This is a genomic window from Thioalkalivibrio sp. ALE22, assembly GCF_000381445.1.
In the GTDB taxonomy this organism is placed as follows: Bacteria; Pseudomonadota; Gammaproteobacteria; order Ectothiorhodospirales; family Ectothiorhodospiraceae; genus Thioalkalivibrio.
In genome coordinates, this window is the sequence record NZ_KB906499.1 from 32,220 (window position 1) to 47,910 (window position 15,691).

At 69.5% G+C, this 15,691-nt stretch carries 16 protein-coding genes and 1 pseudogene; 12 read left to right on the top strand and 5 right to left on the bottom strand.

Annotated elements, in window-relative coordinates; translation table 11 throughout:
* Window positions 1–141 precede the first annotated feature (141 nt).
* Together F793_RS0100170 and F793_RS0100180 are read right to left on the bottom strand one after the other, a co-directional pair.
* Complete coding sequence (locus tag F793_RS0100170) at window positions 142–1,047, bottom strand: DMT family transporter (protein WP_018878216.1); 906 nt, start codon at window positions 1,045–1,047, stop codon at window positions 142–144.
* A 370-nt stretch (window positions 1,048–1,417) separates the two neighbouring features.
* The gene (locus F793_RS0100180; RefSeq protein ID WP_018881995.1) at window positions 1,418–1,738 is read right to left on the bottom strand and encodes a hypothetical protein; all 321 of its coding nucleotides are present in this window, start codon (window positions 1,736–1,738) and stop codon (window positions 1,418–1,420) included.
* Window positions 1,739–1,929: 191 nt separating this feature from the next.
* Here F793_RS0100180 and F793_RS0100185 point away from each other — a divergent pair, with 191 nt between their 5' ends.
* From F793_RS0100185 to F793_RS0100215, 7 genes are all read left to right on the top strand, one after another.
* Window positions 1,930–2,277 carry a DUF3024 domain-containing protein gene (locus F793_RS0100185; protein ID WP_018880930.1) on the top strand — a complete coding sequence of 116 codons (348 nt, stop codon included), beginning with the start codon at window positions 1,930–1,932 and terminating at the stop codon, window positions 2,275–2,277.
* Window positions 2,278–2,287: 10 nt separating this feature from the next.
* Entirely contained in the window at window positions 2,288–2,548 is a 261-nt protein-coding gene (locus F793_RS0100190; RefSeq protein WP_018881994.1) for a hydrogenase maturation nickel metallochaperone HypA, read from the top strand.
* Window positions 2,545–4,860 (top strand): carbamoyltransferase HypF, encoded by a 2,316-nt coding sequence (hypF, locus tag F793_RS0100195; RefSeq protein WP_018881993.1) that lies wholly within the window; start codon window positions 2,545–2,547, stop codon window positions 4,858–4,860. The genes F793_RS0100190 and hypF overlap by 4 nt, the downstream gene beginning before the upstream one ends.
* Before the next feature lie 3 nt (window positions 4,861–4,863).
* Entirely contained in the window at window positions 4,864–5,118 is a 255-nt protein-coding gene (locus tag F793_RS0100200; protein ID WP_018881992.1) for a HypC/HybG/HupF family hydrogenase formation chaperone, read from the top strand.
* Window positions 5,115–6,203: a hydrogenase formation protein HypD gene (gene hypD, locus F793_RS0100205; protein WP_018881991.1), complete on the top strand. Its 1,089-nt coding sequence runs from the start codon at window positions 5,115–5,117 to the stop codon at window positions 6,201–6,203. Before F793_RS0100200 ends, hypD begins: the two co-directional genes overlap by 4 nt.
* Complete coding sequence (gene hypE / locus F793_RS0100210) at window positions 6,200–7,204, top strand: hydrogenase expression/formation protein HypE (protein ID WP_018881990.1); 1,005 nt, start codon at window positions 6,200–6,202, stop codon at window positions 7,202–7,204. Before hypD ends, hypE begins: the two co-directional genes overlap by 4 nt.
* Before the next feature lie 139 nt (window positions 7,205–7,343).
* Window positions 7,344–7,556, top strand: coding sequence for a hypothetical protein (locus F793_RS0100215; protein ID WP_018867579.1), 213 nt, complete (start codon window positions 7,344–7,346; stop codon window positions 7,554–7,556).
* Between the two features lie 2 nt (window positions 7,557–7,558).
* Here F793_RS0100215 and F793_RS0100220 read toward each other — a convergent pair whose 3' ends face one another.
* The gene (locus F793_RS0100220; RefSeq protein ID WP_018879292.1) at window positions 7,559–8,077 is read right to left on the bottom strand and encodes a GNAT family N-acetyltransferase; all 519 of its coding nucleotides are present in this window, start codon (window positions 8,075–8,077) and stop codon (window positions 7,559–7,561) included.
* A 148-nt stretch (window positions 8,078–8,225) separates the two neighbouring features.
* Between F793_RS0100220 and F793_RS0100225 the strand changes: the two genes are divergently transcribed.
* The 3 genes from F793_RS0100225 (at window position 8,226) to F793_RS0100235 (ending at window position 11,178) form a co-directional block, all read left to right on the top strand.
* Window positions 8,226–9,176: a PDC sensor domain-containing protein gene (locus F793_RS0100225; protein ID WP_018881989.1), complete on the top strand. Its 951-nt coding sequence runs from the start codon at window positions 8,226–8,228 to the stop codon at window positions 9,174–9,176.
* 75 nt (window positions 9,177–9,251) lie between these two features.
* Window positions 9,252–10,088 carry a PP2C family serine/threonine-protein phosphatase gene (locus tag F793_RS0100230; protein ID WP_018881988.1) on the top strand — a complete coding sequence of 279 codons (837 nt, stop codon included), beginning with the start codon at window positions 9,252–9,254 and terminating at the stop codon, window positions 10,086–10,088.
* Window positions 10,089–10,140: 52 nt separating this feature from the next.
* The gene (locus F793_RS0100235; protein WP_018881987.1) at window positions 10,141–11,178 is read left to right on the top strand and encodes a LysM domain-containing protein; all 1,038 of its coding nucleotides are present in this window, start codon (window positions 10,141–10,143) and stop codon (window positions 11,176–11,178) included.
* 296 nt (window positions 11,179–11,474) lie between these two features.
* Here the strand turns inward: F793_RS0100235 and F793_RS0100240 are convergent, their stop codons facing one another.
* Window positions 11,475–13,175, bottom strand: a complete 1,701-nt coding sequence (locus F793_RS0100240) for a protein kinase (RefSeq protein WP_018880935.1) — start codon at window positions 13,173–13,175, stop codon at window positions 11,475–11,477.
* A gap of 20 nt (window positions 13,176–13,195) precedes the next feature.
* Window positions 13,196–13,678, bottom strand: a complete 483-nt coding sequence (locus F793_RS0100245; protein ID WP_018867585.1) for an FHA domain-containing protein — start codon at window positions 13,676–13,678, stop codon at window positions 13,196–13,198.
* A 568-nt stretch (window positions 13,679–14,246) separates the two neighbouring features.
* On the opposite strand from F793_RS0100245, the pseudogene F793_RS0100250 reads away from it, so the two are divergent.
* Window positions 14,247–14,552, top strand: a pseudogene (locus F793_RS0100250) (DUF5362 family protein); the annotation flags it as partial.
* Between the two features lie 41 nt (window positions 14,553–14,593).
* Window positions 14,594–15,691: a diguanylate cyclase gene (locus F793_RS0100255; RefSeq protein ID WP_018881985.1), complete on the top strand. Its 1,098-nt coding sequence runs from the start codon at window positions 14,594–14,596 to the stop codon at window positions 15,689–15,691.

The window sequence follows — 15,691 nt, forward strand, 5'->3', positions numbered from 1 at the left end:
CGCGACCGCCCGCAGCGGCCACCTTCAACAGGCTGCGAGGATACCAGCCCTGCAGACCGGCGTGGCATCTCCCCGCGCATCAAAGGCCTGCCGCCCGGCAGGAGGGATCGCGCGGGCGATCCGGAACTCCGTGCGACAACGCTACTCGGCGTCGCGGCCCCGCTCGGGGACCGGGGGCGGCGTGGCGCGGGAGGACACGCTGAGGGCGGTGACGGTGACCAGGATCAGGGCCATGCCGATGATCTGAACCAGTGCCAGGCTTTCGTGCAGGATCACCACGCCGAACAGCGTGGCGGTGACCGGTTCGATCATCGCGACGATCGAGGCAACGGCGGGGGCCGTAGTCCGCAAGCCATTGATGTAGAAGGCGAACGACAGCCCGGCACCGAAGATGCCGAGGGCCAGGAACAGCGGCCAGTCGGAGGTGCTCAGGACCTCCACCATCTGGGTATTGTCGCCCGGCAGCATCAGCAGGATGACCAGCACACCGAAGGCAATCGTCAGGATCGCCTGCGGGCTGCCGTGCTGCCCGGCGTACTTGAAGCCGAAGATGAAGATCGCGTAGGACAGGCCCGCCAGCAGGCCGGCACCGGCGCCGATCAGCGTCACATTGCCCGCTCCGGTGTCGTAGATCTGGGTCAGCAGCACGATGCCGACCATGACCATCGCGATGGCCACCAGCTTGAGCGTGGTCGGGGATTCCAGCCGCAGGGCGAAGGAGATGATGTAGACGAACACCGGGGCGCAGTACATCAACGTGGCGGCGACCGCCACACTGCCATGCGCGATGCTGAGGAAGTAGAACGCGAAGTTGCCGGCCACGCCCAGCCCGGCCACGGCCGACCAGAACCACATCTTGCCGCTGCCCAGCCCGCTGCCACCGGGACGCCAGGCGAGCCAGATCAGCACGAACAGCAGGCCGATGGCACCGCGGTAGAACGAGACCACGAAGGCGTCCCAGCCCTCGGCCATCAGGATGCCGCCGATCCCGCCGGACAACCCCCAGAAGAAGGCCGCCAGCACCACCAGTCCCACACCCAGGCCCATTATTCGTTTCCTTTCTTGTTGTCCGGAACAAGCCGCCACCGTGGTCGTCGCATGGCCGCGCTTGATGAAGGATCGCGACGAAGGGATCGGTCCACGGTTCACAAATAGCGTCCTATGGTGAAGGGCGCGTCGGCGTATACGCCAATCGCCCCGTCAGTCGCGTGGCGGATAGTCCACCTGGCGGCTACGTCTCATCCGCGCTGGCAACGATCGGCAAGACCAGGACCAGACCGGCCAGCCACAGAGACTCATTCAGCGCATGAACGCCCTCCCCGTTCCCAGTGGCCAGCATACGCGTCGCAGGTCATGGCACAACCGCCCCAAGCCGCTGGCGCCCGCGCTGTCCATTGTCGGAATGGATACTGGCGCGTTAGGACGACCCGGAGCCTTCGATTCGGCGGCTCACGCGATCGGCTACCTTGCCGCGCACAACGACCTCGTCGGCACCCGCCTGGCGGGCGGCCTTGAGCATCGCGCCTTCCACGTGCGGACCGAAGGCCAGGATGGCGGCATCCGGAAAGCGTTCGCGCCAGGTGGCCACGGTGGCCACGTCGCGGGCCGCCAGGTCGATCACCACCAGATCGGGGCGCTCGGCCCCATCGCCACTGGTGACCGTGGCCCCGGCCGAACGCCAGCGGGATTCGAGGCGCACGCGGGTCATCAGGTCCGGGGTATCGAGGTGAATCTGCATGGGAACTCCCGAGGGGGCGGCCGCTGGGAGGGTGCCGCGCTTTACGGAAACTTGGCCAAACACGGGCAGCCGCGCCCGTACGATCGCCGCAGCGCTGTCTCGTGGCACACACTCTAAACTATCGGGATCGTCACTTTGCCGACCCCGACTAGCCAGCGATTGGCCCCGACAGCAACGGAGAACGGATACATATGGCCCTGAGCGAATTCGAGCGCAAGCGGATTGAAAAAGGGATGGAGGGGTTCATGGAAAGGCGCCGACCACCCGCCCATGTTCGAGACCGTCTGGACCTTGTCTGGCGTCTCGAAGGCCAAAGCGTGGTGCTGTACGAAGTGCGCCCGCTGATGGATGCTCCCACAAGGGTCATGGAACACCCGGTGTTCAAGGCCACGTTCGTGCGCAAATCGGGCCGTTGGAAACTCTATTGGCAACGGGCAGACCTGAAGTGGCACGGCTACGACCCACACCCGGAACTGGCCTCGCTGGAGGATGTGCTGAGTGTGGTGGAGAAAGACGAGTACGCCTGCTTTTTCGGATAGGGGAACACGGATGCACGAGTTTTCGTTGATGGCCGACCTGATGCGCAAGATCGAGCAGGTGGCGGCGGATAACAAAGCCGAGCGGGTCACCCGGGTGCGGGTCTGGCTGGGCGCGCTGTCGCACATCACGCCGGAGCATTTTCGCGAGCACTTCGAGGATGGCACCCGCGGCACGCTGGCCGAGGGCGCCGAGCTGGAGGTGGAGACCTCCGACGACGAGACCCACCCCGAGGCGCAACAGATCCTGCTGCGGAGCCTGGACGTGGCGTGAACACGCCCGCGACACTTAGCCCGGCGCGGGAGCGCTGGCGCCTGGTCGTCACCGGCCGGGTGCAGGGCGTGGGATTTCGCCCATTCGTCGCGGCGCTGGCAAAACGGCTGGCGCTGGCCGGCACGGTCGGCAACACGCCCGAGGGCGTGGTGATCCAGGTCGAGGGGGACGCGGCTCGCCTGGATGCGTTTCGTTCGGCACTGGCGCAAGAGGCGCCGGTGGCCGCACGTGTCAATGACATCTCTGTCAGCCCCGTAACCCCCACCGGCGCAGCCGGCTTCCGGCTCACTACGGGGCCGAACCGAGGCGGCGCCCCCGCCCTGGCCCCGGACCGCGCCCCCTGTCCCGACTGCCTGGCCGAGATCCGCGATCCGACGGCGCGGCGCCACCGCTACCCGTTCACCGCCTGCACGGCCTGCGGCCCGCGCTGGAGCATCACGACCGCGCTGCCCTGGGCGCGTGCCCACACCACCCTGGCTGACTTCCCGCTGTGCCCGGCCTGTCGGGCGGAATTCGAGAACCCGGGGGATCGGCGCTTCCATGCCGAGGCAATGGCCTGCCCGGACTGCGGGCCGCGGCTCGTGCTGCGCGCGCCGGACGGTACCGAACAGGCCACCGCGGATGCGGCACTGGACGCCGCGGCGGCGGCCCTGCGCGCGGGGCAGATCCTGGCCCTGAAGGGCCCGGGCGGATTCCAGCTGCTGGCGGACGCCACCCGCGAGGCGGCCATCATCCGCCTGCGCGCAGGCAAGCAGCGCCCGGAAAAGCCGTTGGCGGTGCTGCTGCCGGACGGCCACTGGCTGGAACGGCTGGCCCCTGTATCCGACGCGGAACGGGCACTGCTGGACAGCCCGGAGGCCCCGATCGTGCTGGTGGATCGCAAGATTGGCGCGCCACTGGCCGGGAACATCGCCCCCGGGCTGAACCGCCTCGGGCTGATGCGGGCGGCCACGCCCCTGCACCAGCTACTGCTGGACGCACTCGCGATCCCGCTGGTCTGCACCTCCGGCAACCGCAGCGGCGAACCGCTTTGTATCGACGGCGAGGAGGCGGTGGCCCGGCTGGGCGGGATCGCGGATGCCATCCTCGATCACGACCGACCGATTGCGCGGCCGCTGGACGACAGCGTGTTCCAGATCGTGGCCGGGCAGCCGCAGTGTCTGCGCCTGGGGCGGGGAACCATGCCCCTGCGCATCCCGCTGCCGCAGCCCGGGCCGGTCACGCTGGCGCTGGGCGGCCACCTCAAGGCGGCACCGGCGCTGGCCCTGAACCGCGAGGTCGTGGTCGGCGCCCACGTCGGCGACCTCGACAGCGACCCGGCCCTGCGCCGCCTCGACAGCGAGGCCCGCGCGCTGGCCGGGCTCTGCGGCGTGCAGACCGAGCGCATCACCTGCGACCGACACCCGGACTATGCCTCTACCACACTCGCCGAGCGCCCGGGCGTGCCGGTCTTCCCCGTGCAGCACCACCACGCCCATGCCGCGGCCTGTCTGGCCGAGCACGGGGTGCAGGACCCGGTCCTGGCGCTGGTCTGGGACGGCGCGGGGCTGGGTACGGACGGGACGCTCTGGGGGGGCGAGTGCCTGACCGTGGACGCCGACGGTGACTGGCAGCGTGCGGGCCATCTGCGCCCGTTCCGACTGCCGGGGGGCGAGGCCGCGATCCGCGAGCCGCGACGCGCGCTGCTGGGGCTGCTGCATGCACACTTCGCGGGCGATACGGCGGCCCTGGCGGCCAGCCCGGCCCGGGCCCTGTTCGACGATGCCGAGTGGCCAGCGCTGCTCCGCGCCCTGGATCGCGGCGTCAACGCGCCCTGGACCAGCAGCGTCGGGCGGCTGTTCGATGCGGTGGCGGCCCTGACCGGGCTGCGCACCGGTGCCGGCTTCGAGGGGCAGGCCGCGATGCTGGTGCAGCAGGCGGCGGAGGCCGCGCCGGGCGTGGTGGATGCCCCGGATCTCGAGCTGGAGAACGCGATGCCCTGGCATGCGGACTGGGGCCCGCTGATCACCGCCCTGCTGGCGGCGCAGGCGGGCGGTGCCACTCCCGGGGCGATTGCCGCAAGGCTGCATAGCGCACTGGCGCGGTTCGCGGTGGCCGCCGCACGGGCGAGCGAACGCGAGACCGTGGCATTGACCGGCGGATGCTTCCAGAATCGGCATCTGCTGCGATGCTGCGTGGCGGCCCTGCGCGACGCCGGCTTTCGCCCGCTGTGGCCACGGGCCGTGCCGCCCAACGATGGCGGACTGGCCCTGGGCCAGGCGGTGGTCGCACGCCACGCCGCACACCCGGCCCGACCGGAAGGAGGAGACTGACCCATGTGCCTTGCGATCCCCGGCCTTATCGACTCGGTAGAGGGCGACGATCCGCTGTTCCGCCAGGCACAGGTCCGGTTCGGCGGCGTGGCGCGCACGGTCTCGCTGGCCTGCACCCCGGAGGCCGGGCCCGGCGACTACGTGCTGGTGCATGCCGGCATCGCGATCGCCACCATCGACGAGGCCGCGGCCGAGCGCACGCTGGCCGCACTGCGCGCGATTCCCGAGCACGAGCCGCCCGCCCCGGAGGGCCCGTGAGGCACCTCGACGAATACCGCGATCCGGCGCTGATCCTGCAACAGGTCGACGCGATTCGGGCGGCCTGCACCCGGCGCTGGACGCTGATGGAGGTCTGCGGCGGCCAGACCCACGCGATCTTGCGCCACGGGCTGGACGACCTGCTGGCGGGCTCGGTCGAACTGCTCCACGGGCCCGGCTGCCCGGTCTGCGTGACCCCGACCGAGGCCCTGGACCAGGCCGTACTGCTGACCCGCCGCCGGGAGGTGATGCTGTGCACCTTCGGCGACATGCTGCGTGTGCCCGGTGCGCTGGGCGACCTAAACGCCGCGCGCGCGGCCGGCGGGGATGTGCGCGTGATCTACTCGCCGCTGGATGCGGTCGCCCTGGCGCGCGATCACCCGCAGCGCGAGGTGGTGCTGCTGGCGGTGGGCTTCGAGACCACCGCCCCGGCCGCCGCGATCGCGGTACTGCAGGCCGAGGCCCTGGGGCTGTCCAACCTGTCGCTGCTGGTCTCGCACTCGCTGGTACCGCCGGCGATGGAGGCCCTGCTGACGGACCCGGACCACCGTATCCAGGGGTTCCTGGCCGCCGGGCATGTCTGCACCGTGGAGGGGGCGGCGGCCTATCAGGCAATCGCCGAGCATTTCCGGGTGCCCATCGTGGTGACGGGTTTCGAGCCGGTGGATCTGCTGGCCGGCATCCGGGCCTGCGTGGAACAACTGGAACGCGGCGTGGCCCGCGTCGAGAATCGCTACGACCGGGCCGCCCGCGACGACGGCAACGCGGCCGCGCGCGATGCCGTCGCCCGCGTATTCGAGCCGGTGGAACGCGAATGGCGCGGCATGGGCCGCCTGCCCGCCAGCGGACTGGGCCTGCGCCCGGCCTACGCCCGCTTCGATGCCGTCGCGCGTTTCGGGATCACGGCCCCCGCGACCGGCGCGGACGGGCCCTGCATCGCCGGCGAGGTACTGCGCGGGCTGCGCCGCCCGACCGACTGCCCCGCCTTCGGCCGCGAGTGCACCCCGGACACCCCGCTGGGCGCGCCGATGGTGTCCTCCGAGGGAGCCTGCGCCGCCTACCTGCACTACCGGGGCGGGGCATGACCACGGAGGTGGTCCGCCTCGCGCATGGCGGTGGGGGCCGCCTGCAGGCCAAGCTGCTGGACGAGGTGATCCTCCCGGCGCTGGGCACGTCCGCTCGCGGCGCCCCCGATGCGGCCGTGTTCGACGCACCGGACGGACGCCTGGCCATGACCACCGACAGCTTCGTGGTGCGCCCCCTGTTCTTCCCCGGCGGCGACATTGGCCGCCTCGCGGTACACGGCACGGTCAACGACCTGGCAATGGCCGGGGCTCGGCCGCTGTGGCTGACGCTGGGGCTGATCCTCGAGGAGGGGCTGCCCCTGGAGGACCTGCGGCGCATCCTCGCCTCCGTAAGCGCGGCCGCCGAAGAATGCGGCGTCCGGGTCGTGGCCGGCGATACCAAGGTGGTGGAGGCCGGGCGCGGCGACGGGGCCTACCTCAATACCAGCGGGGTGGGCATCGTGCCGGAGGGGGTGCGGATCGCGCCGGATACGATCCGGCCGGGCGACATGCTGCTGGCCAGCGGTGACCTGGGCCGGCATGGCGTCGCCATCCTGGCCGCGCGCGAGGGCCTGGGGCTGGACCCACCGATCCCCAGCGACAGCGCCCCGGTCGCCGGGGCAGTGGCCGCGCTGCTGGCAGCCGATGTGCCCGTGCATGCCCTGCGCGACCCCACCCGCGGCGGCACGGTGGCCGCGCTGCAGGAACTGGCCCACGCCTCCGGCTGCCGCCTGGTTCTGGACGATGGGGCCATCCCGGTGCGCGCGGACGTGCGCGGGGCCTGCGAGATCCTCGGTCTGGACCCGCTGCACAGCGCTTCGGAGGGCCGCTTCCTGGCTGCTGTGCCGGAACCCGCGGCCGAACAGGCACTGGGCGTGCTGCGGTCACGACCGGAGACGGCCGGTGCCGTTGCGATCGGCCAGGCCAAGGCGGGCGAGCCCGAGGTCATCCGACGCCTCGCGACCGGCGTGGAACGCCGGGTGATCCTGCCCGCCGGCGAGCAGTTGCCCCGCATCTGCTGAGTCGCTGTTTGCAGCGCCTGCCGAGGGACCACGGAAACCGCCCGATGGAGTGCTCACGACGACACGGGATCACGCGCATGACGGCGGCGGCCGCCGGGCGTTATGGTGATCCCCCCGGTTCAATCAGGAGGAACCCCCGATGTCGATGCGCCCGTTGATTCCCGCAGTCCTCACGCTCGCCAGCAGCCCCGCTCTGGCCCACCCGGGGCACGGCCATGGCGAAGGGTTCTCGTTGCTTCACTTCCTGAGCGCTCCGGAACACGCGTGGCCGCTGGGCCTGGGCCTTCTGGCCATGGCGATCATCGTGGGGCTGTTTGCCCGACAGTGGCACCGCAAGCGCCCGCGGCGCTGAGCTCAGGGCGGAGAGGACGCGCCCTTCGCCGGCCACCAGTAACGCTGTTCGTAATCCCGGTCGCGATCGCGGACCGGCACCGGGGCGAAGCCCATGGCGGCGAAGAAACCGGCGGCGGAGGCCTGGGCCTTGACCAGCACCCCGGCGACACCGGCCTCCCTCGCGGCGGCGCGACTGGCCTCGACCAGTTGCCGCCCCACCCCCTGCCCGCGCGCGGCGCGCCCGACATAGAGGCCGTGGAGCAGAAGGCCATCCGGTATACCCTCCGGCAGTTCTTGGGCCCCCGCCGCCTCCCAGGCCGCGACGCCGACCACGTCGCCTGCGCACTCCAGCACGACCATGTCGAGGAACATCCGGTCGGCCTCGGTGTAGCGGTAGGCCGGCAGGGCCAGGCGGCGCACGCGTTCGGGCAACGGCCAGTCCTCAATCGCCTCGGCGACGAGGCGGTTGATGGCATCGAGATCCTCTGGGCGCGCGGCACGGGCAGTCAAGGTGGTAAGGGAGGTTGTGGTTTCGGGCATCGGTCATCAGGTTTGTCGGCACGGTTCCTGCTCGGACCTTTTGCGCAACGCGAAGTGCCAAACGCGTGGAGCCACGAGGCCCTTCACGACAACGAAACCCCCGATCGGGGATAATCCGCGCCGCACCGAAAGGAGACGACCCCGCACCATGACGGAACTGAAGAAGGCGATCGAGCACCAGCGCGAGTACCTCGAGAACAAGCTGCAGGAGCCTCTGGCCAACATCGCGCGTCGGCTGTCCGCGGTCTGGCCGCGCCGCGAGGACCTGGACTCGATTCTGGAAGAGGCTATCCGCCAGATCCCGGAGGCCACGTTCGTCTATGCCCTGAATACCCGGGGCATCCAGCTCTCCGACAACATCTCGCGCAGCGGCGTACTGCCGGAGCATTTCGGGCGCGACCGGTCACAACGCCCGTACATGAAGGAGGTCGTGCCGGCGACGGGCTTTCTGCTTTCGGATGCCTACATCAGCCTGCTCGGACGGCGGCCCTCGCTGACCGCGCTGCAGCTGGTCCGCGACAGCGACGGCAATGCGCTGGGCTTTCTCGGAGCGGACTTTGACCTGCGCAACCTGCCCGACTTTTCCGAGGACCTGTACGAAGAGCCGAACGAGTGGCGGCAGATCAAGGGCGATCCGTCCATCCGCGGCACGCTGTTCCTGCAGAGCCGTACCGAGAGCCTGATGGACCAGAACATGGATACGGCCCTGGCCATCATCGAGGAACTGTTCACCGAGCGCGGGGTGTTCCAGGGGGTATTCCACTTCTCCAGTTCACGCGCCACGCTGTGGACCACCGAGGACCCGTACCGCTACCGCATCCTGACCCACGAATCCCTCGGCGATCCCGACGTGTGCCTGGCGTTTCCGCACGAGCCGTACCCCGAGGAGGCACTGATCCCGAAGGAAGAGGTCGGCCGGGTACTGGAGGGGCTGAAGGCCTTGCGCTACGCGGACGAGACCATCTACCTGCGCTCCGCCTCCATCAACCTGTTCAATGGCATGGTCAGCCTCACCTTCTCCTGTGACGGCTCGCACTACATGACCTGGGACGAGTTCCTCGGCCGCTCCATCGAGTTCTGGATCGGCGCCACCGGGTAAAGGGTCCCGGCCCGGGCTGTCGCGGGCCGCCCATCTCGGTCATCATGGGTACAGGATCACCGGGGCTACATGCCTATGGAAACCGGATACGCCAGGGAGACAGGTGGCCGCGCCGAGCAGCAGGATGCGGTGACCGTGCTGCACGGTCCCGACGGGCAAACTGCGTTGCTGCTGGTGGCCGATGGCATGGGCGGCCACGAGGGCGGGGCGCAAGCGTCGCAGACGGCCGTGGCGACGGCCGAACGCCTGTGGAATCGCTGCGCGGGGCGGACCGCGGATGGCCCTACCCTGCTGGAGAGCCTGTTCCACGAGACCCATGCGGCCCTGCTGGAACAAGGCGGCGCCGATCCAGCCCAGCGTCCCGGAACCACACTGGTAGCCCTGTACGTTACGCCGGACTCGGCCTGCTGGGCCCATTGCGGCGACAGCCGCCTATATCACATCGAGGGCGACCGCCTGCAGGGCCGCACGCGCGACCACACACGGGTGCAGCAGCTGGTCGACCAGGGGGTGATCCGCGAGGCGGAGATGGCCACGCACCCGGAGCAGAATCGCTTGCTGCAGGGTCTAGGCGTGGTCGACCCCATACGGGTCGACCATGACGCGGCGCCCGTGACCGCCCAGACCCGCTTCCTGCTGTGTTCCGACGGCTTCTGGGAACAGTTCGCGCCAGACGCGATCGTCGAACTGCTGGACCATCCCGATCTGGGCACCGCGACCACCGAGGCGGCCCGCGAGGCGGCGCGGCGCGCCGGGCCCGGCGGCGACAACGTGGCGCTCGCCACCTGGCGGGCGGCGCGACCCCGTGGCCGATTCTGGCGCCGGCACCTGAAGGCCCGTATCCAGCCGACGCTGGCGCTGTTGCTACTGCTCGCCGCGGCGCTGGCGATCCTGCTGTGGCCGCTGGACTGATGCCGATCGTATACTCCGGGCGCCGCACCGCGCCCGAACCGAAGATCTTGCCATGACGCAGTTCCGCACCCTGCCTTTACGCCTCGTTCTGCTCGCCGCGCTGGCCGGGCTGCTGCCCGGTTGCGCGCAGTTGCAGGGGGTATTCAACCCGGATGCGGAGGCCGAGGAAGAAACGGCGCCTGCGGAACCCCCCGCGCCCGAACCGGCAGCGGAAGAACCGGAGATCGAACGTCTGGAGATCGCCGAGATCGTGCAGCTCCTGCAGCGCGGCGAGATGGACCGGGCACAGGTCGCGCTCGACCGGATCCTCGCGGACGAGCCGCGGAACCACGCCGCCCGTCATCTGCGCGAGCAGCTTTCCGGGGATCCGCGGGCCATGCTCGGCGAGGCGCATTTCGAGCACACGGTGGAACCCGGTGAGACCCTGGCCCGACTGGCCCGCGAACACCTGGGGGATGCCAACCGCTTCGTGATCCTCGCTCGGTACAACGACCTCGAGCGCCCGGACCGATTGCTAGTCGGGCAGCGGCTGCGCATCCCCCGGGATGCCTCCACGCTGCCGCGCGGCGCGAGCGACCTGGACGATCAGCTGACCGCGCTGGACCCGGATGCCGCCCCCGGCGCGGGCGAGGACGGCCTGCGCCGGGCCCTTGAGGCCGACCTGGCCGCGGAGCGTTTCGGCGCGGCCCTGGAAGTCGTGGAGCGAGCCCGCCAGCACCCCGAGGCGGAGACGCAATGGGCCGACTGGCTCGAGCCCCTGGCGCTCGAGGCGGAGAAGGGCCACTGGTACCAGCGCGGTCTGGAGGCCCGGTCAGCCGGGGACACCGCAGAGGCGCTCGAGGCCTTCGGCGAGGTGCTCGCGCGGGACCCGCAGCATTCCGGCGCCCGCCAGCACCACGCCGAACTGGAGCAACAGCACAAGGAGGCTCTCCATGCAGAGGCCATCGTGCGCTACCGCAACCAGGACCTGGATACCGCGATCGCGCTGTGGGACGAGGCGCTGGCGATCGACCCCGAGTTCGAGGCGGCCCGCGGGTACCGGCTGCGCGCGCTGGAACTGCAGCGCCGGCTGGACGCCCTCGACGGTTAAGGAAACACTGATCCCTGTACACGCTCACGCTCGAGTCGCTTTTGCGTGCGTTTAATGCGCGGTGACCGCCATGCAGTCATTCTGCACAAGGGAGCCGCAACGCCGTGCGCGCACCCGTTTTTGATAGCAACGGGCGGCCGAGCCCCTTCGGGGTTGGTACCCCAGGTTTTCCGATTCTGCGTTGCGCCCCAAATCCATCCGAAACGGGCCGGTAGAACCACTACCCGCTGCACGATGCGCCTGGTCTCGGAAAACCTGGGGTGCCAACGCGAGCGTGTACAGGGATCAGTGTTTCCTTAGTCGGTTCCGGTCCGTCTCGGGGCCGCCTCGGACGGCAGGTCCTCGGGGGCCAGTTCCTGGGTCCGGTCCCCGGCAGATGCTGCGTGGCCGGTGCCGGGTTCGCTCACCCCGTCCGTGCGCCGCTTCATGCGCGCCTCCAGCGAATCCGCCATCGCGTTGTAGGCACTGAAGACACGTTCGAAGTCATCCCGACGCCGGGCCCGGATGCGCGTGTCCAGCCGTCCCTGACCGATCTGGTCCAGGGCGCCGCGCAGGCGGTCCAGGGGTTCCTGCAGGCGCCGGGCCAGGACGTAGGCCCCCAGCAGCACCGCGAGCAACGTGACCAGGGTAAGCATCAGCAGGGCCATGAACGTGGCCTCGTTGGCCGCACGCAGCGACCCGGTGGACAACCCGACCTGGAGCTGGCCGATGTGGTGATCCTGGTAGCGCACCGGGGCCTCGAACAGGAACAGCTCCCCGCCATCCGGCCCGGCCACGGACCACACGGCCTGGCCGTCGCGGCGCTGGAGGAGATGCTCCTCGGGCGGCGGCTGATACGGCTGGCCCATGGCCTCGGGATCGCTGCTGGCCACCACCCGTCCGCGATGGTCCGCCACGCTCAGCAGGGCGATCTCGCGGTTGGCCTGCATGTCGCGCAGGCGGCCCTGGACCGCGATGGTGTCCTCCAGCAGCAGGTCCTCGGCGCTCTCCACCGAGATGATCTGGGCGAGCGTGGAGCCATAGTCGAAGGCCAGGTCGGTCATCACCGCATTCTGCTTCTGGTGGACCAGGGCCCCGCCGACGACCAGCGTGACCGCGACCAGGACCCCCATCACCGCCGCCCAGCGCAACCGCAACGGGACGATGCGGCGGCCCGCCCCGGCCCGCTCACGTTCGCTGCGTTGCTCTTCGATGCGTTCGAGGTCCACCAGCAGTTCGCCCGCCGACTGATAGCGCTGGTCCGGGTCTTTCGCCAGCAGGCGCAATACCAGCTCGACCAGTTCCTGCGGGCAGTCGCGCACGATGACTCGGGGTGACGGTACGGGGTCCCGGACCACCCGGGTCAGCAGCGTCTCGACATCGTGGCCACGAAACGGCGTGGCGCCGGTCAGGAGTTCGTACAGCACCACGCCGACCGAATACAGGTCGGCCCGCGCATCGGTGGGCTGGCCGCGCACCTGCTCCGGGGCCATGTAGTGTGGGGAACCGGCGACATAGCCATCATCGTCGGCCCGCCAGTCGGGATCGCTGAGGGTGCGGGCGATGCCGAAGTCCATCACCTTGATATTGGCCGTGGCGCTGGTGACGATGATGTTTTCCGGCTTGATATCCCGGTGCACCACACCATGCCGGTGCGCGTAATCGAGCGCTTCCACCAGCTGGATGGCGATCTTCAGGACATTGCGCAGCAGCAACGGACGGAACTGGTCGGCAAATTCCGCGAGCGTGATTCCGTCCAGCAGCTCCATCGCGATGAACGGCTGGTGATCCGACTCGCCGACATCGAAGATGGTAACGATACCCGGGTGGGTCAGCGTGCCGGCCGCGCGGGCCTCGGCCAGGAAGCGCCGGCGATACTCGGGGCGGCAGGCGTAGTCGGGCTGCAGGGATTTGATGGCCAGCGGCCGGCGGATGTCCGGGTCGTAACCACGATGGATCACGGCCATCGCACCGCGACCGATCTCCTCGCCGACCCCGTAGCGCCCGATCCGCTGCATGGGGGAGCCGGGCCCGGCCCTCAGGCTGTCTCGAGCAGGATGCGCGCGATCACCGCCAGCACCAGGACCACGACCGCGATACCGAGCCAGCGCCAGCGCGACCGGCGGCCACCACCGGGTCGGGCATCGGAGCCGTCATCGCGGCGGCGGAAGACGAACTCGGCACGCCCGAAACGGACATGGTCGCCGTCCTTCAGCACGGCCTCGTGCACCTTCTCGTCGTTTACCCAGGTCCCGTTGGTGGAGAGCAGGTTGACCACCCGGCACTCGCCCCCGTCGTTGACCAGCCAGGCATGCTGCGAGGACACGCTGCCCTCCTGCAGGACGATGTCGTTGTCCGCCTGGCGACCGACCGAGCGCTTGCCCGGCTTGAGCGTCAGGCGCTGCTGGCCGAAGGGCTCGGAGAGCCCCACCAGCACCGGATGGCCACCGGGCGGGGTCTCCTCGCCGGCGGGATCGGCTACCGCCTCCGGCTCGGGCACGGCCTGCCCCTGAAACAGCATCGTGCCCTGCGGCCCGCTGCGGCCGGCATCCCTGCGTCGTCCCTGATCGCTCATACATCCCCCTGCTTCTCGAGCCGTGACCCGGCCCTGCTCTTCGGGCTTGCACCCGGTCGAGTATGCACGGGCTGCACGCGCCAAAACAACGAATGCGTCACAGCATGAGGCGGCCTGCTATGCTCCGGAGACCCACCCGTCACGACCAGCCAACACGACAAGGAGTCTGAACATGGAACAGGACGCAACCAGCACGGCCGACCTTCGCGCACTGATCGAACCACTCGTTCGCGGGAAATTTAAGGGCGACGCTTAGCCATTCGCGCCCTCGCGTTGGCGCCCCATTTTTTCCGAGACCAGGCGCGGCGCGCAGCCGGTAGTGGTGCTACCGGCAAGTGACGCAACGCAGGATCGGGGAAAATGGGGCGCCAACCCCGAAGGGGCTCGGCCGATTTTGCCCGCTGACGGCGTTGCGGCTCTTTTGTGCAGAGTGACTGCACGGCAGTCACCGCGCCTTGTCAGCACGCAAAATCGACTCGAGCGCGAGGGCGCGAATGGCTAAGCGTCGCCCTGAATGCAGCTGATCGGCATCATGCTGATCATCTCCGGCGTACTCACCGCGCTGTCGATCATCGGCATCATCATCGCGTGGATCCCGATCTGGGCCGGCGTGGTTCTGATGCAGGCCGCCGGCGCCTCCCAGCGCGCCTACGAAAGCGGCGACCCCGAGGCGATCAAGTACGCGCTCGGGCGCCTGCGGATCTACTTCACGATCTTCGGTGTGCTGCTGCTGATCTACCTGATCCTGATGGTGCTGGGCATGATCTTCGGGATCGGTGCCGGACTGATGGGTATGGGCGGCATGAGCGGCGCCATGTAGGTACCCTCGCCCGGGGCTCGGGCCAGAAAAGGAGTCAAGGCTTGGATAACACCAGGCGCCCACGGGCCCCCTGGGACCCGCTGCACCGGGAAGACACCGCGGTTCAACAGGCGTTCGACGCCTGGCATCGCCAGGCGCGTATCCCGCAGGTCCGCTATGTCGCGCTGCTGACGGCCCTGATGTACCTCCTGTTCAGCGCCGTCGAACAGTCTGTGGCGGCGGACCTGCACAGCGAACGGCTGGTCGCGCATGCGCTGCTGGTGCCCGGCCTGCTGCTGGCGGTGGCCGCGATGAGCCTGCGGGCCTCCCTGCAGCGGCCGATGTGGGCCCTGCTGATGGTGGCGCCGGTGATCGCGAACGGCGCCAGTCTCTATCTGAATACCGGGTCGCCGCAGTTCCTGGTGTTCGCCCCCGAGATCTACCTCAGCATCATGTGGACCTTCGCGATATCGGGCCTGCCGCTGCGCCCGGCCACGATGGCCGCCACCGCCATCGTGGCGCTGGTGATTGTCGCCGCCTTCCGCAACCCCATGCAGGGCGAACTGATCCAGCTTCATCTCCTGTGGGTGCTGGCCGCCTTCAGCTTCGGCGCGCTGAGTGCCTTCATGCTGGAGCATGCGCGCAAGCACAGCTTCCTGCAGCAACGCCAGCTGGAACGCTCGGCGCAGGTCGACGAGCTGACCTCGCTATGGAACCGCGCCCATATCGAGCGCCTGTTCGAGGCGGAGCGGGCCCGCACCGAGCGCTACGGCGAACCGTTTTCGGTGATCCTGATGGACATCGACCACTTCAAGGCGGTGAACGATACCTGGGGGCACAGTGCCGGTGACCGCGTGCTGCGACAGTTCGCGGACCTGCTGCGCCAGAATCTGCGCGAGGTGGATGCGATCGGCCGGATCGGGGGCGAGGAGTTCTTCGTGCTGCTACCGCAGACGCCCGTCACGCAGGCACAGGGGGTCGCCCGTGACCTGCAGGCCCGTATCAATGCCTTCGACTTCGAGACGGTCGGGCGGCGCACCGCGAGCTTCGGCGTGACCGAATACCGGCCGGGTGAAAGCCGGGTCGACACCTTTGATCGTGCCGACCAGGCCCTGTATGCGGCGAAGGAGAACGGCCGCGACCGCATCGAGGTGCGGTAG